The organism is Clostridium sp. X (genome assembly GCF_055755365.1).
Map to the genome: position 1 here is coordinate 2,237,212 of NZ_CM146912.1, position 24,069 is coordinate 2,261,280.

Below are 24,069 nucleotides of genomic sequence, written 5' to 3' on the forward strand. Positions count from 1 at the left end.
ATTTTTTTATGTATTATATTTAAAAAAATGTGTAATTATAATAAAGTGATTATTAGTATGCAGGTTTTAATAAAAGTGAAGTTTAAAATTCAATTTTTCTAAAAAAAGTAAATATATTGACAAGAAACGGGTTCACTGTTAGAATAGTAAAAACTTAACTTTATAAATAAAAGCATGAATTAAGTTATAGTTTGAATTATTACATTATAAGCAAAGATAACAAATCTAAGATTTATTGTGAATGGCTAACTCATCTGACTACTAGAAAGATGAGTTTCATAAGCAGAGAACACAAATGTGTGATTTGTTGTGAGTCGCTTACTCCTCTGACTATTAGGAAGCGGAGTTTCATATTTATACACCTTGCTTAAAGCTAGGTGATGTTTTTTTATTCAAAACATATTATATAAACAATATTATAAAGGGGGACTATATTATGGCAAAGTTATATTATGACAAAGATGCAAATTTACAATTATTACAGGGGAAAAAGGTAGCAGTTATAGGTTATGGAAGTCAAGGGCATGCACATGCGTTAAACTTAAAAGATAGCGGAGTGGATGTTTGTGTTGGACTTTATAAGGGAAGTAAGTCTTGGTCAATTGCAGAAGAAGCAGGTCTTCAAGTATTAGAAGTTGCGGATGCAGTTAAAGAATCAGATTTAATAATGATTTTAATACCTGATGAAAGACAAGGAAAACTTTATAAAGATAGTATAGAGCAAAATCTTACTGAAGGAAAAGCGTTATTATTTGCTCATGGATTTAACATACATTTTGATCAAATTGTTCCACCAGCAAATGTAGATGTATTTATGGTAGCTCCAAAGGGACCAGGACATACAGTAAGAAGCCAATATCAAGAAGGTAAAGGGGTTCCTTGTCTTATAGCTATACATCAAGATGCTACAGGAAGTGCTAAAGATTTAGCTTTAGCGTATGCAAAAGGAATTGGTGGTGCAAGAGCAGGTGTTCTTGAAACTACATTTAAAGAAGAGACAGAAACAGATCTTTTCGGAGAGCAAGCAGTTCTATGCGGAGGGGTTAGTGAACTTATAAAAGCTGGATTTGAAACTTTAATCGAAGCTGGTTATCAACCAGAAAGTGCTTACTTTGAATGTATGCATGAGATGAAGTTAATAGTAGATTTAATGAATAAAGGCGGTTTAGAATATATGAGATATTCTATCAGTGATACTGCTGAATTTGGAGATTATAGCATAGGTAAGAGAATTGTTACTGATGAGACTAAGAAAGAAATGAAAAAAGTACTTTCTGAAATCCAAGATGGAACTTTTGCAAAGAACTGGATACTTGAAAATCAATCAAATAGAGCAGCATTTAATTCAAGAAGAAGAATTGAAAAGGCACATGAAATCGAAAAAGTTGGTAAAGAACTTAGAAAAATGATGTCATGGTCAGATGAAAAATAAGTAATAAATAAACTACATTTAAAAAAGAGATAATAGTAATTAAAATTATAAAAAGCTATAATAACTTATTCAGTTTGATTTTCTACAAAATTAACCACAATGTTATGTTAATTATAAATGTGGTTGTGGTTTAATAAAAGTATGAAAATTAAACTGAATATTTTATAGATTTTTCTGGGATTTCAAAAAGGGGGCTGAACCAAAATTGGGGATTTAAGAGATAAAATATATATTTATGATACAACGCTAAGAGATGGGGCACAGGCTCAAGGCATATCCTTTACTGTTGAAGACAAGCTTAAAATACTTAAGAAACTAGATGAATTCGGTATAGATTATGTAGAAGCAGGAAACCCGGGATCAAATCCAAAAGATTTAGAATTTTTTGAAAAAACAAAGACCCTTACGTTAAAAAATGCAAAGTTAACTGCTTTTGGAAATACTCGAAAACCAAATATAAAGATTACTGAAGATGCAACTGTTATGGCATTAGCAAATGCAGGGACTGATGCTGTAGCTATATTTGGGAAGAGTTGGGATTTTCATGTTACGGATATTATTAAAACTACTTTAGAAGAAAACTTAAATATGATAAGGGATACCATTTCATATATGAAGAGTTTAGGAAAAGAAGTAGTATTTGACGCGGAACATTTCTTTGATGGTTATAAAGAAAACAAGAAGTATGCAATTGAAACACTTTTAGTAGCAGAAGAAGCTGGCGCAGATTGGCTAGTATTATGTGATACTAATGGAGGATTACTTCCATCAGAGTCAGCAACTATAGTAAAAGAAGTCATAGAAGAGGTAAATGCACCTGTTGGAGTGCACTGTCATAATGATTGTGGAATGGCGGTTGCCAATTCTATAGTATCTGTTGAGTATGGAGCATTCCAAGTTCAAGGAACTTTTAATGGATATGGAGAAAGATGCGGAAATACTAATCTTTGTACAGTAATTCCTAATCTTGAACTGAAATTAAACAAAACTTGTGTTGGAAGAGAAAAATTAGTAGAATTAACTGACTTATCAAGATATATATATGAAATAACAAACATTATTCCAAGTGAAAGAGATCCTTATGTAGGGGCAAGTTCATTTACACATAAAGGTGGAATGCATATTGACGGAGTTCAAAAGAATTCTAGATCTTTTGAACATATCTCACCAGAAGAAGTAGGCAATTCAAGAGATTTTGCCATGTCAGAAGTAGCGGGTAGAAGTACAATTCTTGCAAAAATTCAAAAAGTTGCACCATGGGCTACAAAAGAATCACCAGAAACCAAAATGTTAATTGATAAGATAAAAGATTTAGAACACAAAGGTTACGCTTTTGAGGGAGCCGAAGTTTCCTTTGAACTAATGGTAATTAAGACTCTTTCTAATTATAAAGAGATGTTTGAAGTGAAAGACTTTAAGGTAATTTGCGATGATAACTGGGGTGAAGAAAACAGTGCTTCGTCTATTGTAAAAGTTGTGGTAGATGGAGTAGAGGAAATAACAGCAGCTGAAGGTCATGGTCCAGTAAATGCACTTGATACAGCATTAAGAAAAGCTCTTGGAGTTTTTTATCCTCATCTTAAAAAAATGAGACTTGCAGATTATAAGGTTAGAGTGTTGGACACAGATACAGCTACTGCAGCTAAAGTTAGAGTTCATATAGAATCAACAGATGGGAAAAATGTATGGGGTACAGTAGGGGTATCTACAAACATTATTGAGGCTAGTTGGGTTGCACTAACGGATTCAATAGAGTATTTTTTACATAATAATAAGGGGGAAGAATAATGAAGATAGCTTTAATTCCAGGAGACGGAATAGGACCAGAGGTAATAAAACAAGGACTTAAGGTTCTAAATGTAGTAGAAAAAAAATATAATTGTAAATTTGAATACACAGAAGTATTAATGGGAGGAGTTGCAATTGACGCAACTGGAGTTCCTCTTCCAGAAGAAACTGTAGCTATATGCAAGGAGAGTGACGCAGTACTTCTTGGTGCTGTGGGTGGTGAAAAATGGGATGTACTTCCAGGCGATTTAAGACCAGAAGCAGGACTTTTAGGAATTAGAAAGGCATTAGGGGTATTTGCTAATCTAAGACCAGCTATAATGTTTCCACAACTTAAAGCAGCGTCTACTTTAAAAGAAGAAGTTTTAGGTGATGGACTTGATATAATGGTTATAAGAGAATTAACTGGTGGAGCTTACTTTGGTGAAAAGAATAGAGTAAATACTGAAGATGGACAAAAAGCTTGGGATACAATGGCATATTCTACATATGAAATAGAGAGAATTGCAAAGGTTGCTTTTGAGACTGCAATGAAAAGAGATAAGAAGCTAACATTAGTAGATAAAGCTAACGTATTAGAAAGTTCAAGATTGTGGCGTGAGATAGTAACTAAGATGGCTAAGCAGTATTCAGAAGTAGAATTAAGTTACATGTATGTTGATAATGCAGCTATGCAGCTGATTAGAAATCCAAGACAATTTAGCACAATTGTGACAGAAAATTTATTTGGGGATATTCTAAGTGATGAAGCTTCTATGCTTACAGGTTCTCTTGGAATGCTTCCATCAGCAAGTTTAGGAAATACTAAACTTGGTTTATATGAGCCAATTCATGGATCAGCACCAGATATTGCAGGACAAGATAAAGCAAATCCTATAGCAACAATTATGAGTATAGCTATGATGCTTAGATATAGTTTTGATATGGAGGAGGCAGCAAGTCACATAGAAAAAACTGTAGCGGCTGTATTAGATAACGGATATAGAACAGGCGATATTATGCAGAGTGGAATGACTTTGGTAGGAACTGAAAAAATGGGAGATTTAATTGCAGAAGCTTTAAATTAAGATAAAATTTAATACTAAAGTAATATTATATATGAGGTTTAAAGGGGGCGAGGGCATGCAGTTAACTGGAGCTCAAATATTTTTAGAATGTTTAAAAGAACAGGGAGCTAATGTTATTTTTGGATATCCGGGAGGAACAATACTTCCAATCTATGATGAATTATATAATTCAGAGGAGATAACACATATCTTAACAGCTCATGAGCAAGGGGCAACTCATGCAGCGGACGGATATGCTAGGTCTACTGGAAAGGTAGGCGTGGTACTTGCAACCTCAGGACCAGGTGCAACAAATACAATTACAGGAATCGCAACGGCCTATATGGATTCTGTTCCTATAGTTGTATTTACTGGTCAAGTGCCATTACCTATTCTTGGAAGATCTTCTTTCCAAGAGGTAGATATAATTAGTATGACTCGTGCAGTTACAAAACAAAACTATATTGTTAAGGATGTTAAAAAATTAGCTTCCACAATAAGAGAAGCTTTTAGGACTGCACGTTATGGGAGACCAGGTCCGGTACTTGTTGATATTCCAAAGGATGTTCAGACCTGCATAACAGAGTATGAACCAGCAGTTATAGACACTTCTAGTAAAAGAATTGAATGGGATTATCATAATGATGAATGGAATAAAGATTCTCTTAAAAGAAATCTTGAAAAAGCTATAGATGCAATAAATCAGTCTAAAAGGCCACTTATATATGCGGGTGGTGGTGTAATTATATCAGAAGCTAATGATAAGCTTATGGAATTTGCAGAAAAAATCAAATCGCCAGTTGCTTGCTCACTTATGGGAATGGGATCATTTTCACAAGATCATAATTTATATACAGGTATGATAGGGATGCATGGAACTCGTGCTTCAAATCGAGCAGTAATTGAATGTGATCTTTTAATTGCAATAGGGTCACGATTTAGTGATAGAGTTGCAGGAAAAACTGATGTTTTTGCAAAAAATGCTACGATAATTCATATAGATATAGATCCAGAGGAAATAGGTAAAAATGTTCAAGTAGATATTCCACTTTGTGGTGATGTAAGAAGTATTCTTACAAATCTGATTACAAAAATTGATGAAAAACCACTATCAGAGTGGAATAATCAGATTGATATATGGAAAGGTGTTTTTCCACCAAGGTTTAAGAATGAAAGTAAATTAAATCCTCATTTTATAATAGAGAAGCTTTCAGAACTTACTAAAGGTAATTGTATAGTAGCTACAGAAGTTGGTCAAAATCAAATGTGGACAGCACAATCATATATGTTTAAAGAGCCAAGAAGCTTTATATCTTCAGGTGGACTTGGAACCATGGGGTATGGACTTCCGGCGGCTATAGGAGCGTGTATAGCAAATCCTGATAAGAAGGTAATAAACATAGCAGGTGATGGTTGTTTTAGAATGAATTCTATAGAACTTGTTACAATTTCAAGATATAAGCTTCCAATAATACAACTAGTGCTTAATAATAGTGCTTTAGGTATGGTAAGACAATGGCAGGATTTATTTTATGATAAGAAATTCAGTAGTACTAAATTAGGAAATGATGTTGATTTTATGAAACTTGCTAATTCTTATAATATAAAAGCTTTAAAAATAACTTCTGATGATGAAGTTGAAGAAGTATTATTAAAGGCTTTAAATTTAAATGAAGCTGTAGTTATAGAATGTATAATAGATGACAGTGAAATGGTATTTCCTATAGTTCCACCAGGAGCAACTTTAGGTGATGCTATTGAAGAACAATAACTAAAGATATATAGTTGGCAATCAGAAAAAACCTCTGTAAGTTACTTTTTAGAGGTTTTTTTTGATTTAAAGATATATTTAGGCAAAATAAAAATCTCATAAATACTTTTTATTTATTTGAATATAAATTATAATAATCAGTATAAATAAGTTTTTAAGGAGAATATATGAAAAAAGGCATTTTTGACTTAAAGAGGTCTACATTAGAAAATGGAATTGATTTAGTAACAATAAAAAGAGATACTCAATTAGCTTCTATACAAATAGGAGTTAAAATTGGAAGTATTTATGAGAAGATTGAGGAAAAAGGAATAGCACATTTTGTTGAACACATGCTCTTTAAAGGGACTAATAATAGAAATAATAAACAGTTAAATGAAGAACTAGAACAACTCGCGGGAGAGTATAATGCTTATACTGATTATACTTGTACGGTTTATAGCATAACAGCTTTAAATGATGAACTTACATCTTCACTAGAGATACTTTCAGATATGCTTCAAAATTCAGTTTTTTCTGAAAAAGAAATTGAAAAAGAAAGAGGCGTTATTTTAGCTGAAATTAGAACTAGTAAGGATGATGTTGAAGATTTTAGTTTTAGAAAAACTTTAGATAGTGCATTTAAAAAAAGTTCAATTAAAATAGATGCTGCAGGAAAAGAAAGTACTGTTAGAAAGTTTAAAAGAGAAGATTTACTTGGTTTTTATGAGGAGTTTTATGTACCTAACAATACTTGTATAACTATTGTATCTCCAAACGAACATGAAATTGTTTTAGACTTAGTTACGAAATATTTTCATGGATGGAAAGATAGGAGCTTTAAGAAGGGTAATGTAATTGTTGAGGATAATGTACCGATTAAAAAGGTTTCTTATAAAAAAGAAATTGAGCAAAGCACTATAGTATATTTATACACATTTCATAATTTAAGTAAACAAGAAGAATTAGCATTAAGAATACTTAATTATAAGCTAGGAGAGAGTGCAAATTCCGTTCTCTTCAGAAAGTTAAGGGAGGAAAAGGGACTAGCATATGATGTATATTCTGAATTAGATGTTACAGAAGATGTTAAATTGTTAATTATATATACATCTGTAAATGAGCAAGATGTTGATGAAGCCCTTTCTATTATTGATGAAGTTATAAATAATATAAAAGCTGAAAAAATTATTTTAGACGAAAGAAATGTTTCTTTGATGAAAAAAGTTTTAAATACAGCAGTAGTAGGAACTTTAGAAGATTCTATTCAGCTTGGTAATTACGTACTGCATCAAATTATTGATAATGAGGATATATATGAATTTATAGATGATATGGACAACATGGAAAATATTAAGAGTAAAGATATATATGATATTGCAAAAAAAGTTTTATCAAATCCAACAGTACACATATTGCTTCCGAAGAAGGATGGTAAGTAGTGAATAAAATTATAACTAAAATAGAAGTGGGTAAAAAGAATAAGGAAAGAGTAAATGTATTTATAAATGATGATTTTGCTTTTGCTTGTAGTGCGGATTTAGTGTATTATTACAACTTAGAAAAAGGTAAAATTGTAGATTTAGATTTATTAAAGGATGTATTAGCTGAAGATAACTATATAAAGTGCAAAAGTTATGCTTTAAGGATTATTGAAAGAAGCTATAAAAGCGAAAAGGAAATGGCAGAAAAGTTATTGGCTAGGGATTATGATGAGAAAACTATAGCTAGAATAATAGATTTTTTAAAGGAATACAATTTTATAAATGATGAGAAATATGCAGAAATGTTTATAAAAGATAAGTCTATAAGTATAGGAAGAAATAAAATTAGATATATGCTTAAAAGAAAAGGAATAGAGGATAGTCTTATAGAGAATAAACTTACTATCTTAGAGGAAGATGTAGAGGAGCAATCTGCATTAAAGTTAGCACAGAAAAAGCTAGATATTCTAAAAAAATCTGAAGCAAATATAAAAAATATATACAAAAAAATTGGAGATTATTTAATATCAAAAGGTTATAATTTTGACGTAGTAACTAGTACTTTGAATAAAGTTATGGATATATACAAAATAGATATTAATGAAAGTACAAAAATAGATGAAAGTGAGTCAGAAGCTTCAGAAGAAAATTTATGTACACTTAAACAACTTGCAGAAAAAAGATATAGAATAGTATGTAAGCTAGAACAAGATAAGAAAAAGATATGCAAGAAACTTAGTGATTATCTTATAAGAAGGGGATATAATTGGAAGGATATAAAGAAAATATTGAAGGAAATAATAGAGTATGAGTAATGTAGTTGAGTTTATAAACCAAAATAGCATTGACATAATATTAATATTAATATTTCTATATCCTATAATAAAAGGATTTTTATTTAAATTTTCATCTAAAAATTTGAAGAATGATATAGAAGATGTAGGAAGTTATATAGCATTTATTATAGGATCAATTCTAGGTGTATATGTTACAAAGAAAATATTCATAAGACATGAAGAGGATATTTACAATAAAATATATAATGGTATACCTAAAACAATTATACAACTAATAGAAAGCAAACCTATAGTTATATATGTTGTATGTATGCCTATTATAATATTTATTATATATAAATTAGTAGAATTATTTATAGATATAATAAATAATTTAACATTTTATCCTCTTTTAGATGGAATTGAAAATTTTGTAAAAGAAAAAAGTAATGTTACAAAAAGATTTTTAGGAGTAATATTCCAGTTGCCAAAGTCTATATGCTATATATTGCTATTTACTTCTATATTTAATATATTTGCACTAATAGGTATAAATGAAAATTATGATAAGAAATTAGAGAATTCTAAAGTTTATAGCCTACTATCAGAGGAAGTAGTAAACCCGATTGCTAACTCTAACTTGGCAAAAGAACTACCTAATATAATAAATAATTCTTTTAAGATAGTAGTAGAAAATGGCTCAGAAGGGTCTGTTACTAGTACTGGAAGAACCATTGTTTATTACAATGGAATAACTCTTAATGAGGGACTTAAAACTAATGATGAGATTGATGCTTTTTCAAAGGAATTAGTAAAGGATTATGATAGTACAAGAGAAAAGGCCAAAGCTATATACAATTGGATAGGGGAAAATATAGAGTATGATTATGACAAAGTAGATAAAATACTAAATAATGATTTTAATGTTAAATCTGGTGCTATAAATACCTTTAATACTAGAAAGGGAATATGTTTTGATTATTCATGCCTTTACTCAGCAATGAGTAAAGCAAATGGAATAAATGTTAGAATAATAACTGGAGAGGGTTTTAATGGCTCGAGTTGGGTAAATCATGCATGGAATCAAGTTTATATTGAAGAAGAGAACACTTGGATTAATGTGGATACTACATTTTATAAAGGTGGAAATTATTTTGATAGTTCAGTATTTAAGCTTGATCATAGAGGGGCAAAAATTGCAAATTAATTATAACAAGAGACATATAAGCATAATTACAAAAAAAGAGAAAAACGATAAACAAAATTGCCCCAACCGTATATAATATATGGTGTTTAGATTGAAGTCCTAAATTTTTAGGGATATAATCTAAACATTTTTTTTAAAGTTTTCTATTATTAAATCTATCGCTCGTTCACAATCTTTATCGGAATTGTCTAGTGCCCAAGCGGTATTGAAATATATAAGAGCTTTTTTCGAGTCTTTTAGCATAGCATAACAATAGCCAAGATTGAAAAAGTATTTACTGTCTTCTTTTTCTTGGATTGCTAATTTTAAAAGAGGAATAGCCTTTTCGTAATCACAAAGTTTTATAAAGCATACAGCAGTGTTATATAAAGATGCAATTTTATTTTCTTTAATTTGAATAGCCTTTTTATATGTATCAATAGCTCTCTTGTATTGTTTATTGTTATAAAAAATATTAGCTTCATCAAAGTAACTCATAGTTATATTTAAACCTCCTTATAGACATAATTTTAACTTCAGAGGATATTTTTTATTTAATCTGAAGAATAAAAAAACATGAATATTTAATATTCATGTCTAATTATTGTCAAATCAATTACATTTTATTCATAATATATTAGTTTTTACCTCTGTTTTGACTAGTAATTCGTCTTTCAAGAAAGGCAACAACTTCATACATTAAGAAAGCAAGTATACATAGCACTACTATACTCATCATAACCATATCTAATTGGGAGATTTGACCACCAAATATAATTAAGAAACCTAGTCCATCTTTAGCAACTAAGAATTCTCCCATAATGACCCCTACCCAGGATAAGCCCACATTTATTTTTAATGACGATATAATAGTAGGAAAAGTAGCTGGAATTATTAAAGCATATAGTATTTGTAGCTTTGTAGCACCTAAAGTTTTAAGAAGTTTAATTTTATCCTTATCTACTTCTTTAAAGCCATTTAAGATATTAATTATAGTAACTACTATTGAGATTAGAAGCGCAATTAAAACTATTGCTTTTATACCATTTCCCACCCAAAATATAATAATAGGGGCTAAGGCTACCTTTGGTAGAGCATTTAGTACAACTAAATATGGATCAAGAACTTTAGAGGCAAAATCTGACCACCATAAAATTATAGCAATTATTGTGCCTAAAATAGTACTAAGCAAGAAGCCAAGTATAGTTTCACCGCAGGTTACTAGTATATGTTTAAATAGACTACCTTCAGCGTATATTTTTACAAGGCTTTTCCACATTCTAGATGGAGTACTTGTGAGAAATGGATCAATTAATTTCAAATTACCTGCAACTTCCCAAGAAATAAATATAAATAAAAGTATTAGTATTCTAGTTATTATAATTTTTCTTTTATCATTTTTTAATTTTCTAATAAAATCTTGATGTTCTGAACTGTAATTACTCATTTAAATCCATCTCCTTCCAGATTGCATTAAAGTAGAGTCTAAAGTTTGGATTTTCTCTACACTTTAAAGGAGATTCACATTCATTGCATAACTCTATTGGAATAATTTTCTTAATGCTGGCTGGTCTTTGAGATAGTATTATTACTCTATTTGACATAGATATAGCTTCGGATATGTCATGAGTAACCATTATTGCAGTTCTGTTTTCTTGTTTTATAATCTTATATATCTCATCACTAGCTTTTAATCTACTTTGATAATCTAGAGCAGAAAAAGGTTCATCAAGAAGTAAAATGCTAGGATCGATTGCAAGAGTTCTAATAAGTGCTACTCTTTGACGCATTCCGCCAGATAGCTGGCTAGGATAATGATTTCTAAAATCCCATAAGTTATATTGAATTAATAGTTGTTTAACCTTTTCTTTACTATTATCATTTACTCTATGTTGGATTTTAAGGCCTATAAGAACATTATCCCAGACTGTTAGCCATTCAAAAAGCTGGTCCTTTTGAAACATATACCCGATCCTTAGTTCAGTTTCACTTAAATCAGTATTATCTACTAGTACCTCTCCTTTAGAAGGGGAAAAGATTTTTGCAATAATGTTTAATATGGTTGATTTTCCACAACCAGAAGGACCTACTATGCTTACAAATTCACCATTATATATAGTAAAGGAAATGTCCCTCAATGCTTCAGTTTCAGCATTTAGAGTATGATAATTCATAAATACATGAGATAGGGTTAGTTCCTTCATATTATCAACTCCTAAGTATTTATATTTTATTATATGAATTAAAATCAGTAATGTTAAATATAGATATAGATGAGGATGTAAATTTTGATAAAATCATACTTAAAACAAAGGATATATTAGCTAATTAATAATAATTATCTTTAAAGCTGAATTACTAAGCGAAATATAATAAAAAGAAAGAAAATTCTTATTTGAAAAAAGATTATAAACACCTTATAATTAAGTATTACAATTATGGGTACATTTAGTGAGTTATAATTAGTAAATAGAAATTAGGAAAGAATGGGAAGGTAACTATGAAAAGAATATTGAGTTTTGGGTTAGATGTGGGGTCAACAACAGTTAAATTGGTAGTATTAGACCAAAACAATAATATTGTTTATGGAAATTATAAAAGACATTTTTCGGATATAAAAAATACAATTGCAAGTCTTATAGAGGAAACATATGAAAAGTTTAAAAATTATAATATTACTATAATGATAACAGGATCAGGAGGACTTGCAGTGTCCAAGTGGTTAGATGTTTCTTTTATTCAGGAAGTAATTGCATCAACAAAGACAGTAGAAGAACTTATTCCAAGAACAGATGTAGTAATTGAACTTGGAGGAGAAGATGCTAAAATTATTTATTTTGAAGATGGAATAGAGCAAAGAATGAATGGTACTTGCGCTGGAGGTACAGGAGCATTTATAGATCAGATGGCTGTATTGCTCCAAGCAGATGCAACGGGACTAAATGAGATGGCTAAAAATCATAAAGTGATATATCCAATTGCATCTAGATGTGGAGTATTTGCAAAGACGGATATTCAGCCGCTTTTAAATGAGGGAGCATCAAAAGAAGATTTATCAGCATCTATATTTCAGGCAGTAGTTAATCAAACTATAAGTGGACTTGCTTGTGGTAAGCCAATAAAAGGGAATGTGGCATTCTTAGGAGGGCCTCTACATTTTTTATCAGAGCTTAGAAAAAGATTTATAGAAACATTAAAATTGCAACCAGAGCAAATAATATTTCCAGATAACTCTCAACTATTTGTTGCCATGGGGGCAGCACTTGCATCAAGAGAAGAAAAGGTAGTAACGGTTGAAGCACTATATAAAAAGTTACCTAAATTAAAAGATGCTACAAACTATGAGGTAAATAGATTAAGACCATTATTTTTAAATGAAGAGGAATTAGATACATTTAGAGAGAGACATTCTAAGTACAAAGTAAATAGAAGAGAACTATCCAGTTATGAAGGAAACTGTTTTTTAGGAATAGATGCAGGATCTACAACAACAAAGGCTGCTTTAATTGGAGAAGACGGAGCTTTACTTTACTCCTACTATGGTAGCAATCAAGGAAATCCGTTAGCATTAACAATTGAAATTATAAAGGATATATATGACAAAATGCCAGAAGGAGCTAAAATAGCATCTAGTGCTGTTACTGGATATGGTGAAGGTATTATAAAGACTGCTTTAAAGATGGATATAGGAGAGATTGAAACAATTGCTCATTATAAAGCAGCTAACTTCTTTCTACCAGGAGTAGATTTTATATTAGATATCGGTGGTCAAGATATGAAATCTATGGTGATTAAAGATGGAGTTATAGATAATATCATGCTTAATGAAGCTTGTTCTTCAGGATGTGGATCTTTCATAGAAACCTTTGCAAAGTCATTACATATAAATATTGAGGATTTTGCAACAGCTGCTATGTTTACAAAAGAACCTGTGGATTTAGGTTCAAGATGTACAGTATTTATGAACTCTAGAGTTAAACAAGCTCAAAAAGAAGGGGCTACCGTTGGGGATATATCCGCAGGGTTATCTTACTCAGTAATAAAAAATGCTTTGTATAAAGTTATAAAGCTAAGAAATCCTGAAGAGATGGGAAAAAAAATTATTGTACAAGGTGGTACTTTTTATAATGACTCAGTTTTAAGAAGTCTAGAATTAATTTCTGAAAGGGAGGTTGTAAGGCCTGATATTGCAGGATTAATGGGAGCATTTGGAGTAGCTCTAATTGCAAGAGAAAAGTATAGTAAAGGATATAAAACTACATTACTTCCTCTAAGTGAGTTGGACAGTTTTGAGACTAAATCAATTCTAAGAAGATGTGGAGTTTGCGGAAACAATTGTTTGCTTACCATTAATAAATTTACTAATGGAGGAACATTTGTCTCTGGAAATAGATGCGAGAGAGGGTTAAATAGAGGAGAAGTAAAAAAGCAAATACCTAATTTATATGATTATAAATATAAGAGAGTCTTTAATTATGTACCCTTAAAAAAGGAAGAGGCTAAAAGAGGTACAGTTGGAATTCCAAGAGTTTTAAATATGTATGAAAACTATCCTTATTGGTTTACATTTTTTAATGAGCTTGGATTTAGAGTAGAGCTATCAAGAAGATCTTCGAAGGAAGTATATGAGATGGGAATGGAGACTATACCGTCGGAATCGGTGTGTTATCCAGCTAAATTAGTTCATGGACATATAATGGATCTAGTATCAAAGGAAGTAGATTTAATATTTTATCCATGTATTCCAGTAGACAAACAAGAATTAGATAATGTTGATAATAAATATAGTTGTCCTATAGTAACTTCTTATCCGGAAGTAATAAAAAATAATGTGGATGTTTTAAAGGAAAAGAATATAGTATTTTCAAATCCATTCTTACCTATGGATGAAGAGAAAAGACTTGCTAGTAGACTTTTTCAAGAATTACAGGGGTTAGGTCTGACTAAAAAAGAAGTATTTGAAGCTGCTTCTAAAGCATGGAAAGAAAGAGAAAACTATAGAAATGATTTAAGATTAAAAGGGGAAGAGGTTCTAGCTTATTTAAGGGAAACTGGTAAAAAAGGAATAGTTCTTGCAGGAAGACCATATCACGTTGATCCTGAGATTCAGCACGGAATCGCAAGTTTAATAAATGAATATGATATGGCTGTTTTAACTGAGGACTCAATATTCCATCTTGGAAAGGTAGAAAGACCTCTGCGAGTTGTAGATCAATGGGTGTATCATTCTAGATTATATGCAGCAGCAGAATTTGTTTCAACTCAAGAGAATTTAGAACTTGTTCAGTTAACTTCTTTTGGATGTGGACTTGACGCCGTAACTTCGGATCAAGTAGAAGAGATATTGAGAGGAAACAACAAAATATATACACTTTTAAAAATAGATGAAGTAAACAATCTTGGTGCTGTAAGAATTAGAATGAGATCATTGAAGGCGGCTCTTGAAGAAAGAAATAAAATGGGAGCAAAGCCTAAGTTAAATTATAAACCAATGGAAAAGATACCTTTTACTTTGGAGATGAGAAAAAAACATACTATTTTAGCCCCACAAATGTCCCCTATACATTTTCAATTTATTCAAGAGGCACTATCCTCTTCCGGATATAATATAGAAGTTCTTCCATCAGTTGATAAAGGTGCTGTAGAGGAAGGGCTAAAGTATGTAAATAATGATGCTTGTTATCCATCTATTATAGTTATTGGACAAATGATAGAGGCTTTAAAATCAGGTAAATATGATCCTAATAACACCTCTGTTATGATTACTCAAACGGGTGGAGGATGTAGAGCTAGTAACTATGTAGGATTTCTAAGAAAGGCGCTAAAAGAAGCTGGATTTGACAAAGTACCAGTTATATCATTAAATTATGTTGGACTCGAGAGTAATCCAGGTTTTACTATATCTTACTCTATGATAAAAAAGGTATTGACTGGGATTTTATTTGGTGATCTTTTTATGAGAGTTTTATATCGTGTTAGACCTTATGAAAAAATAAAAGGTTCAGCTAATTTATTGTATGAAAACTGGGTTGATAAGTGTAAAAAGGTTATAAGAGAAGGGAACTTCAGATTATGTAAGAAGTATATATATAACATAATAGAAGATTTTGATAATCTTGAAATTCTAGACATTAAAAAGCCTAAAGTAGGTGTGGTAGGAGAAATTTTAGTAAAATATCATCCAACAGCTAATAATGATATAGTAGCTATATTAGAAAATGAAGGTGCAGAGGCAGTTGTTCCTGACCTTATAGATTTCTTTTTGTATTGTGCATATGATGAAACTTATAAATACAAATATCTTTCTGGCAATTTAAAATCTAAAATAATTAGTGACGCTGTAATATGGTGTATTGAATACATTAGAAAAGATATGAAAAAAGCTTTAGAAAAAAGTAGTAGATTCCATGCTCCGGTTTCAATACAGGATATTGCTAAGGGAGCTGAGCCGATACTTTCTATGGGTAATCAAACTGGTGAAGGATGGTTCCTAACAGGAGAGATGGTGGAATTAATACAAACTGGAGTTAAAAATATTGCTTGTCTTCAACCTTTTGCATGTTTACCTAATCATGTAACTGGAAAAGGAGTAATTAAAGAGCTAAGAAGAAGATATAAAGGTTCAAATATTGTAGCAATAGATTATGATCCAGGTGCCAGTGAAGTAAATCAAATAAATAGAATAAAGCTTATGCTAGCAGTTGCTGAGAAAAATTTAAATGAAGAGTTAAACTATGAGAATAATGAACTAACAGCAGCAGGTGAAGAAGTAGCAAGTGGAATCCAAATTTAAATAGAAGAGCTAATGTCAGTACTGACATTAGCTCAAATTTTATTTTATAACTTCTTCAGCAAACTTATTGTTAACAATAGATTCAAAAGAAGGTCTCTCTTCTATTAATTTTGAATCATAAGACTGAATTATATCCATTAATTTATTTAAGTCGCCTTCATTTAATGTTGGATTTGTTGAAAATGCATTTATACCTCTGTAATTTTTAATAACATTTGTTAAAATTTCTATATCACTTCCTGGGAAGAAAGATTGAATAGATTTTGCAACTTCTTCATCAGTGTGTTCAGATACCCAAACCTGACCTTTGTAAATTGCATTTGTAAACTTTTGAATTGTTTCAGGATTTTTATCTATATAGGATTCAGTAGCAAAAAAACAAGTATATGCGATTGTACCTGCTTCACTACCTATAGAATCTACTATATATCCTGATTTATCTTTTTCAAGCATACTACCTGTTGGTTCAAATAAAGCAACATAGTCACCAGTACCAGCTTTAAATGCTCCGGCTGTAGCAGTAAAGGCTAAATTTGTAATTAGATTAATGTCTTTTTCAGGTTCTAACCCATGATTTCTTAAAACATATTCTAAAGTCATTTGTGGAACGCCACCAGGTCTGCCACCTATTATAGTTTTACCTTTTAAAGATTCCCACTTAAAGTTATCTTCTTTATTTCGACCTACTAAGAAAGAACCATCAGTTTGTGTTAATTGAGCAAATAATATAGGTAAGTCTTCTCTTTTTTGATTATAAATATAAATTATTTGTTCAGGTCCACAAAAACCAATTTCGACACTTCCACTTAAAACTTGTTGCATAGTCTTATCTGGAACTATTTTCTAAAGGCAAGTTAGCTTCTCTTCTTTTTACCACTCCCATGGGAATGGAAGAGCTAGAATTAAATAAATTAATCTGTAATTTATTATTTGAACTATCCCATAGGATATACTTAATAAGTCCTAATAGATAGGAGCGTTGTTTATCTATGGAATCTATGCACTGAAAGAGGTTTTGAAAATTATATAATTTATCGTTAATTTCATCAATATAATCTAATTTAGAATTTGTATTTCTAGAAAGGCGTCTTAAATCCGATAAGCCTTTTTCTAATAAATCGTTTTGTGCTTTTAAATTAGTAATTTCCTTTTGAAATTCTGAAATGACTATAGGATTATCGTCTAATAAAGCTAATTTTCTTATTAAACTTTGAATCATCTTATTGTTTGTGTCTATTTGTTTTTCTAGATTAATTTGTTCATCTTCTATAAAGTTACCTTTATTTTTTTCTTTAGATGTTATTTTATCATAAGCAGATACCAGTTGTTCTAGAGTGATACCTTTTATATTTGATAATACTAAATTTTCAGCTTTATCTGCATTTAACATTCTACTGCTACAGCGATTAGCTGCTCTATTTTTAAGATTGCATCTATAATATCTTTCATACTTATTACTTTTAGGATTATTTCTACTCCAAGAACTCATACTGCTACCACATTCACCACAAACTAAAAGGCCGGATAAGAGAAACTTATTACCAGTAGCACTTCGTGGAGAAGGTTTCTGAGCATTATGAGCATTGATATTTTGACATTTAATCCATAGGTCACTTGGAATGATACCGTTATGTTTTCCAACAGCAACTATCCATTCAGATATAGGGTTAATTTTTTTTCCCTTTTCTCTTTTATTATAAGTGATTACACCATAGTTACCATTAAAATCACCACAAACAGTTGCACCAAGGTTTTTAAAATAGTTATAGATTTTTTCATCAGCATAAGTATATACAGGGTTTTTTACAATTTGTTCTACAGTGCCTTGAGAAAATTCTCCTCCGTTCTTGCCTTTATAGTGGTGAGTACAAAGATAGTTAGCAACAGAAGGAAAGCCTTTCTTTTCAAGATATAAGTCAAATATAAGCTTAACAAGTTCAATTTCTTCAGGTACAACAATTAGCTTATACATTTTCTTGTTTTTCTCATTTGAATCTTTATAATTAACAGCTTCTGACTTAAATCCAAGGGGAGCTGTTCCGCCAAGCCAACGTCCAGTTTTAGAGAGTTCAAGCATATTATCGCGAACTCTTTCAGCAATGGTTTCACGTTCAAGCTGTGCAAAAACCGAAGCTATATATACCATTGCACGACCTATGGGAGTGGAAGTATCAAAATGTTCCTTAATAGAAACAAAATCTATATTATATTTTTGAAGTGTCTCAAGAGTGGAAGAAAAGTCAGCTACATTACGTGAAATTCTATCTAGTCTATAGCAAATTAACATTGAAAACTCTTTTGCTTTAGCAGCTTTCATCATTTTTTTAAAGTTAGGACGGTTGATATTTCCTCCACTAAAGCCCTCATCAGTATAATATACAAACTCTGTGATTCCAATTTTAATACCATATTCCTTGCAAAGTTGTATTTGATTCTCGATAGATTCTCCTTTGTCTGTTTCAATAGATTTTCTAGCATAAATTGCTACAATCATAGAATCCCTCCAAGCTACTACGAGTTAAAGTATCATAGTAAAGTTTATGTTCGTTATCTATTTAAAAGAAGATTTTTGTAGCAAAATTAATAAATGCGAATAGTATGATTGTAATAGTATTTTCAGTGGTGATGAGTATGGTAAAAAGAAAAGAAATTTCAGTAGAAGTAATATATCCTCCTAGAGAAGAAGAATTGAAAGAATTAGAGGATAAAAAAGCTAGAATTATAGTTAGTATTTTAAGAGAGAAATATGGTGATAAGATTTTAGAAGAATATATTAATACAAAAAAATAGGGTATTATATATAAAAAAGCTGAAATTTATACTTGTATATATGGGATTTCAAGAAAAAAGTGGAATAAAATTAAAAAAGTTGTTATAATAAAAGAGTATTTTAGTTTATAAAAGAAATGTAGGATTAATAGTATGATAGAAACCATATTGATAGCAATGATAATTGCAAAAATAAAAGGATACAATTTAAAACCGCTATTTAAGGAAAGGGTGATATATCCTATATTAGGGTATGAGTTATTGTATATAATTTTAAATGTTATGTTTTTTTTTGGTGATTATAGATTTATAAAATATTCATCTATGCTAAAATCATTCTATTTGTACTTATATTTGTTTCTAATTATTAAATATAAAAAATATTATAGTGCTATTATTGGATCAGTATTTATTTTTATTGGTAGTATTTTAAATAATATTGCTATAAAAGCAAATGGTGGGAATATGCCCGTATTTCCTAAACTATCATATTGGACAGGCTATGTAAAAGAAGATTCTTTTATGAGAATTAACGATATACACGTTTTGGGGAATTCACAAACAAATTTAAAATTTTTAACTGATATAATAGATACAGGATATAGTATTTTGAGTATTGGAGATGTATTTATAAGAGGTTTTGTTTTTATTATTATTTTTAATGTAATCAAATATCTAAATATAGTAAGGAAGGTTGCTAGTGAGTAAGAATAACTAGTTAATCAGAGACGTTAAGCAAAAACTCTAAATTTATAATTTGATATTGTTCTTTATTAAACTAGCAGTTAAGAAGAGTAGTTTTATAATAGATTTTAAAAGGAGAAAAAGATATGTTACAAGTAACCCCCTTCGAATTTTTCGCACGAGGATTGCCAGAGGGATTTTTATTTATTTTTGCCGCATACGCATTTTCAAAAAGGTATATTGATATTAAGAGATACATAGTATCAAGCATAATATATGTAATTATAGTATATACAATTAGATTCCTTCCAATTAATTTTGGTGTTCATACTATACTAAACTTTTTTATATTCATTATACTGATAGTTAATATAAATAAGATTAATTTAATTGAATCAGTACGATCAGTAACAATTGCTTTGATTTTACTATTTGTGTGTGAGGGCTTAAATATACTTATAATACAGCATGTTTTTAAAGCAGATATGAGTTATATACTTAGTAAACCAGTGTTAAAGGTATTGTATGGTACTCCAGCAATATTATTTTTTGCTTGTATTGTAATATCATATTATGTTAGATTATTGAAAAGAAAAGAGTTGAAATATATTTAGAATGGAGAATTTATCAAATAGTATTGCAAATAAAATAGCATTAGAACTAAATCTAAATAATGATAAAAAAGAAGTTATAGCTTATGGAACTTTTGCTTTATTACAGACTGTTCTTTCTATATTTCTTACTATTACACTAGGTTATTTATTTCATGTTGCAATTGAAGCAACAATAATATTATTTACAGTAAGTATACTTAGAAAATATTCTGGAGGAGCGCACGCTAGCTCACCAGGCAATTGCACTTCTATTGGATTAATCATATGTATGGGACAAGCTATTTTAATATCCCTTATAGTGAATATATGGGCAAAAATTAATATAACTTTAATTTTAGTACTGATGATTTTTATATGGTCATATTACATCATTTATAAATTAGCGCCTGTTGATACTCCATCAAAACCTATTAATAAAGAAAATACAAAGAATTTAATGAAAAAGAATTCTATTATAGTTTTAAACATTTATTTTATAATGGCTTTAGCTATAATGACATTATATTTTAATCTTGAAAAATCAAGATTTCTTGTATATGCATTATGTATAAGTGGGGGTGTAGCCTGGCAGACCTTCACACTTACTAAATGTGGCCATTCATTAATAAATAAAATAGATGTTTTTTTTATTCATATAATTAAAGAAGTAAGGAAGTGAAAATATTATGAAAAAACTAAATCATAAATTACTAGCTTTAATTGCAACTATAACTACTTTTGTTGCAACATCTGTGGCTACATCTGCATGTATTTGGTTTACTTATCAACCAGAAGAACCAAAATCTCTTAGAAAAGATTAATGTATGAGATTTGCTACTAAATCGTATTATATTTGAAAATTAACTATGGAGTAGTGATGTTATGACAAGGATGGAAGAGACTAAATATAGAAAGGTAAATGAAATATTATCAATAGTAAAAATATCTTCATTATTATTTTCTGGAACATCATTTTTTCAATATCTTTTTAAAGATAAGAAGCCTATATTAAATACCAAATATAATTATTATAGTGTAATAATAGTAGTATCACTATTATTGGTATTAATACTAATTTATGGTATGTGGATATTCTCAACACTTAATAAGTCAGGTGTAAAACATATAAAAGTAATACAAAACATAGAAATGATTTTATTTTTACTAGTATCTTTATCAGCAGTACTTGTTTCAGGTGCACACCAAAGTAGTTATAAATTCCTATTCCTATTTATTATAATAACTACCGCTATACAGTCAGGTATGAAACAGGGAATAATAGTAGCATGTATTTCTTCTACTATTATATTGGTCATGGACATTGTAGCTTTAAGAGGTGTGGAGATAAATACGTATTTTGAAAATGATCTAGTATTATCAGCATTATTTATCCTTACAGCATGGCCCTTAGGTTTTTATGTAAAGATAGAAGGGGAACATATCGAGGAACTTAAAAGGTTAGTAAATGAAGATGGGTTAACTGGTGTATATAATCATAGGTTTTTTCAGGATGCTATAAGACAAGAAATATTAGAATATGAAAAGGTTAATAAACCTATATCTATGATATTTATGGATATAGATTATTTTAAGCACTATAATGATCTATATGGACACCAAAAGGGTGATGAGGTGTTAAGAAGTATAGGATCTATACTAAAAAACAGTGTAAGAGAAACGGATATTGTAGCTAGATACGGTGGCGAGGAGTTTTCAATAATACTACCTGATACTATGGAAAAAGATGCAATTAGCATTGCAGAAAATATAAGAATAAAAATAGAAGAAACTTATTTTGAGGGAGAAGAAAATCAACCCAAGGGTAAGTTAACTGTATCAATGGGAGTGTCTATCTATCCTGATAAAGCTAAGAATGATGTTGAGCTTATTAAAAGTGCGGATGATGCTTTATATCGAGCTAAGTTTTTCAATAAAAATAGAGTTGAAATCTATACTTCTATACTGGATGAGTTGAAAAATGATATAGAAGAAAAACATATAGACCTTGTTACATCTATAAAAACATTAATAAGTGTTATTAATGCGAAAGACAAATATACATATGGACATGTTGAAAGAGTAGTAGTTTATAGTAGAATGTTGGCTGATAAACTTGAACTTAATGAGGAAGATAAAAAGAAACTAATATATGGTGCGTATATGCATGATATTGGCAAGATAAATATTTCAAAGGAAGTATTAAATAAGCAGATGCCATTAACTAATGAAGAGTGGGAACTACTTAAGCAACATCCCTTTAATGGGATAGAAATAATAAATCCTGTTAAATCTTTAGGAGATATTTCACCACTTATATTGCATCATCATGAAAGATATGATGGAAAGGGATACCCAGATAATCTTAAGGGGAAGGATATACCTTATCTAGCAAGAGTTTTAGCAGTAGTAGATAGCTTTGATGCTATGACATCAAATAGGCCATATAATAAAAGAAAAACTTATGATGAGGCTATAAATGAACTTAAGAAGTGTAGTGGTACTCAATTTGATCCACATATAGCTTCAGTATTTATAGAGATTATTAATGAAAGTAAATATAAAATATAAGTATACTTGTATTTTCAAAATAGTTGTATCTGCTCCTTGACCAGTGGAAAGGTCAATGTCTATACCTTCTTCTTTGAAGAAGCCTTCATTTATAGCAGCGTACATAGGTGCATAAAATACAGAACGTACAACTTCATTTAATTTGATTTTTTGCAAAGATTCTTCTTTTTTATTACTACAACCGAATAATGTAACTGAGGTAAGTAGTAACATAATAACTAGAAATGTACTAAACACTTTTTTCCTCATAAAATATTCCCCCTTTGACTAATTTATGTCATAAGCTATTATATGAAAATTATATATAAGGGGTGAATATGGTATATTAGTTTTTCCACAGTTCATATAAATCCGGACGTTCTTTTTTTAGAATTTTAAAGAATTTTTTAGATACTTTGAGCTTTCTAAGTCCGGAAAGTAAGTGTTTAGGATGTTTTTCTTTTCTTGTATAATTATTTTTTAAACCAATTACTTTAAAATCACCATTTTTTGTAATGAAAATATGAGAAATGCCAGTATCTAATCTGGTGAAATTAAGAAGGGTAAAATTTTCGATAAGATCAACTAAAGAAAGTGTTAAACTTTCATCTAGGCCATTTTTTTTAATATAATCAATTAAACACATGCCATCTATATGCTCTCTTATTATATAACCAAGATTATATTTATAAACCTTGGGAAAATACTTGCTGTGTTGACAATACTTTAAAATTAGATATTCACGTCTACAGTCATCTAGATTCCTGCAGATTTTTATAACCTTGTTATCAGGAGTTAAATAAATTTTTTCATCTTTACCTCTGTGTATTATTTTACATATAGATAAATCTATTCCTTCAATAACTAAGTGTTTCATATTATTGCCCCATTTTAATACAAAATATATTACTTATTATTACAGTATTCACTTTACATTAAATAGATTACTAAATATATTGTGTTTTATAAAAATAATAATATTTTTATAGTTAAGGATATAAGAGTAGCGGAGAAAAAAGATATATTATGAAGTTTAGTAGATATAAATAAGTTTATAAATAGTTCTTGACAGGTTATAAAATAAAGGTATAATAAAAAATAACTAAATATGAAAAGCAGAGAAAAAGAGGAGTAAAGATATAAGTGTATTAAGAGAGGAAGGTTCATAGGCTGAAAGATCTTCTATATAACTAATCTTGAAGGTAGCTTTGGAGCTTCTTT

General features: G+C 29.8%; 20 protein-coding genes, 1 pseudogene and 1 other annotated feature (1 of these 22 only partly in view). Of the genes and pseudogenes, 14 read left to right on the forward strand and 7 right to left on the reverse strand.

Annotated features, from left to right (window positions below):
- Positions 1 to 436 precede the first annotated feature (436 nt).
- From ilvC to ACX0KU_RS11235, 7 genes are all read left to right on the forward strand, one after another.
- A complete protein-coding gene (gene ilvC / locus ACX0KU_RS11205) occupies positions 437 to 1,432 on the forward strand; it encodes a ketol-acid reductoisomerase (protein ID WP_472990002.1) in 996 nt (331 codons plus the stop codon).
- A 204-nt stretch (positions 1,433 to 1,636) separates the two neighbouring features.
- On the forward strand, positions 1,637 to 3,220 hold the full coding sequence (gene cimA / locus ACX0KU_RS11210; protein WP_472992440.1) for a citramalate synthase: 1,584 nt from the start codon (positions 1,637 to 1,639) through the stop codon (positions 3,218 to 3,220).
- Positions 3,220 to 4,287 (forward strand): 3-isopropylmalate dehydrogenase, encoded by a 1,068-nt coding sequence (gene leuB / locus ACX0KU_RS11215; RefSeq protein WP_472990003.1) that lies wholly within the window; start codon positions 3,220 to 3,222, stop codon positions 4,285 to 4,287. Before cimA ends, leuB begins: the two co-directional genes overlap by 1 nt.
- Positions 4,288 to 4,342: 55 nt before the next feature.
- A complete protein-coding gene (ilvB, locus tag ACX0KU_RS11220; RefSeq protein WP_472990004.1) occupies positions 4,343 to 6,037 on the forward strand; it encodes a biosynthetic-type acetolactate synthase large subunit in 1,695 nt (564 codons plus the stop codon).
- 167 nt (positions 6,038 to 6,204) lie between these two features.
- Positions 6,205 to 7,458, forward strand: coding sequence for a M16 family metallopeptidase (locus tag ACX0KU_RS11225; protein WP_472990005.1), 1,254 nt, complete (start codon positions 6,205 to 6,207; stop codon positions 7,456 to 7,458).
- Positions 7,458 to 8,315, forward strand: coding sequence for a recombination regulator RecX (gene recX / locus ACX0KU_RS11230; protein ID WP_472990006.1), 858 nt, complete (start codon positions 7,458 to 7,460; stop codon positions 8,313 to 8,315). The genes ACX0KU_RS11225 and recX overlap by 1 nt, the downstream gene beginning before the upstream one ends.
- Positions 8,308 to 9,483 carry a transglutaminase domain-containing protein gene (locus ACX0KU_RS11235; protein ID WP_472990007.1) on the forward strand — a complete coding sequence of 392 codons (1,176 nt, stop codon included), beginning with the start codon at positions 8,308 to 8,310 and terminating at the stop codon, positions 9,481 to 9,483. The genes recX and ACX0KU_RS11235 overlap by 8 nt, the downstream gene beginning before the upstream one ends.
- Before the next feature lie 120 nt (positions 9,484 to 9,603).
- On the opposite strand, the gene ACX0KU_RS11240 is transcribed toward ACX0KU_RS11235, so the two are convergent.
- From ACX0KU_RS11240 to ACX0KU_RS11250, 3 genes are all read right to left on the reverse strand, one after another.
- The gene (locus tag ACX0KU_RS11240; protein WP_472990008.1) at positions 9,604 to 9,960 is read right to left on the reverse strand and encodes a tetratricopeptide repeat protein; all 357 of its coding nucleotides are present in this window, start codon (positions 9,958 to 9,960) and stop codon (positions 9,604 to 9,606) included.
- Positions 9,961 to 10,099: 139 nt separating this feature from the next.
- Positions 10,100 to 10,909 carry an ABC transporter permease gene (locus ACX0KU_RS11245; protein ID WP_472990009.1) on the reverse strand — a complete coding sequence of 270 codons (810 nt, stop codon included), beginning with the start codon at positions 10,907 to 10,909 and terminating at the stop codon, positions 10,100 to 10,102.
- A complete protein-coding gene (locus ACX0KU_RS11250; protein WP_472990010.1) occupies positions 10,902 to 11,666 on the reverse strand; it encodes an ABC transporter ATP-binding protein in 765 nt (254 codons plus the stop codon). The genes ACX0KU_RS11245 and ACX0KU_RS11250 overlap by 8 nt, the downstream gene beginning before the upstream one ends.
- Before the next feature lie 296 nt (positions 11,667 to 11,962).
- Between ACX0KU_RS11250 and ACX0KU_RS11255 the strand changes: the two genes are divergently transcribed.
- Positions 11,963 to 16,255, forward strand: coding sequence for an acyl-CoA dehydratase activase-related protein (locus ACX0KU_RS11255; protein ID WP_472990011.1), 4,293 nt, complete (start codon positions 11,963 to 11,965; stop codon positions 16,253 to 16,255).
- Between the two features lie 39 nt (positions 16,256 to 16,294).
- Here the strand turns inward: ACX0KU_RS11255 and ACX0KU_RS11260 are convergent, their stop codons facing one another.
- Complete coding sequence (locus ACX0KU_RS11260; RefSeq protein ID WP_472990012.1) at positions 16,295 to 17,077, reverse strand: ABC transporter substrate-binding protein; 783 nt, start codon at positions 17,075 to 17,077, stop codon at positions 16,295 to 16,297.
- A 4-nt stretch (positions 17,078 to 17,081) separates the two neighbouring features.
- The gene (locus ACX0KU_RS11265; protein ID WP_472990013.1) at positions 17,082 to 18,749 is read right to left on the reverse strand and encodes a recombinase family protein; all 1,668 of its coding nucleotides are present in this window, start codon (positions 18,747 to 18,749) and stop codon (positions 17,082 to 17,084) included.
- 137 nt (positions 18,750 to 18,886) lie between these two features.
- Between ACX0KU_RS11265 and ACX0KU_RS11270 the strand changes: the two genes are divergently transcribed.
- The 6 genes from ACX0KU_RS11270 (at position 18,887) to ACX0KU_RS11295 (ending at position 22,869) form a co-directional block, all read left to right on the forward strand.
- Positions 18,887 to 19,045, forward strand: a complete 159-nt coding sequence (locus tag ACX0KU_RS11270; protein WP_472990014.1) for a hypothetical protein — start codon at positions 18,887 to 18,889, stop codon at positions 19,043 to 19,045.
- A gap of 132 nt (positions 19,046 to 19,177) precedes the next feature.
- Positions 19,178 to 19,732 carry a DUF5317 family protein gene (locus ACX0KU_RS11275; RefSeq protein ID WP_472990015.1) on the forward strand — a complete coding sequence of 185 codons (555 nt, stop codon included), beginning with the start codon at positions 19,178 to 19,180 and terminating at the stop codon, positions 19,730 to 19,732.
- Positions 19,733 to 19,854: 122 nt separating this feature from the next.
- Positions 19,855 to 20,322, forward strand: a complete 468-nt coding sequence (locus tag ACX0KU_RS11280; protein WP_472990016.1) for a hypothetical protein — start codon at positions 19,855 to 19,857, stop codon at positions 20,320 to 20,322.
- A gap of 1 nt (position 20,323) precedes the next feature.
- Positions 20,324 to 20,980 carry an accessory gene regulator ArgB-like protein gene (locus ACX0KU_RS11285; protein ID WP_472990017.1) on the forward strand — a complete coding sequence of 219 codons (657 nt, stop codon included), beginning with the start codon at positions 20,324 to 20,326 and terminating at the stop codon, positions 20,978 to 20,980.
- A 7-nt stretch (positions 20,981 to 20,987) separates the two neighbouring features.
- Entirely contained in the window at positions 20,988 to 21,122 is a 135-nt protein-coding gene (locus tag ACX0KU_RS11290) for a cyclic lactone autoinducer peptide (protein WP_472990018.1), read from the forward strand.
- Between the two features lie 61 nt (positions 21,123 to 21,183).
- Positions 21,184 to 22,869 (forward strand): bifunctional diguanylate cyclase/phosphohydrolase, encoded by a 1,686-nt coding sequence (locus tag ACX0KU_RS11295; RefSeq protein WP_472990019.1) that lies wholly within the window; start codon positions 21,184 to 21,186, stop codon positions 22,867 to 22,869.
- A 9-nt stretch (positions 22,870 to 22,878) separates the two neighbouring features.
- On the opposite strand, the pseudogene ACX0KU_RS11300 reads toward ACX0KU_RS11295, so the two are convergent.
- Together ACX0KU_RS11300 and ACX0KU_RS11305 are read right to left on the reverse strand one after the other, a co-directional pair.
- Positions 22,879 to 23,118, reverse strand: a pseudogene (locus ACX0KU_RS11300) (ABC transporter substrate-binding protein); the annotation flags it as partial.
- Between the two features lie 76 nt (positions 23,119 to 23,194).
- Complete coding sequence (locus ACX0KU_RS11305; RefSeq protein ID WP_472990020.1) at positions 23,195 to 23,725, reverse strand: serine/threonine protein kinase; 531 nt, start codon at positions 23,723 to 23,725, stop codon at positions 23,195 to 23,197.
- Between the two features lie 232 nt (positions 23,726 to 23,957).
- Positions 23,958 to 24,069 (forward strand) — a binding site (T-box leader) (it continues 102 nt past the right edge of the window).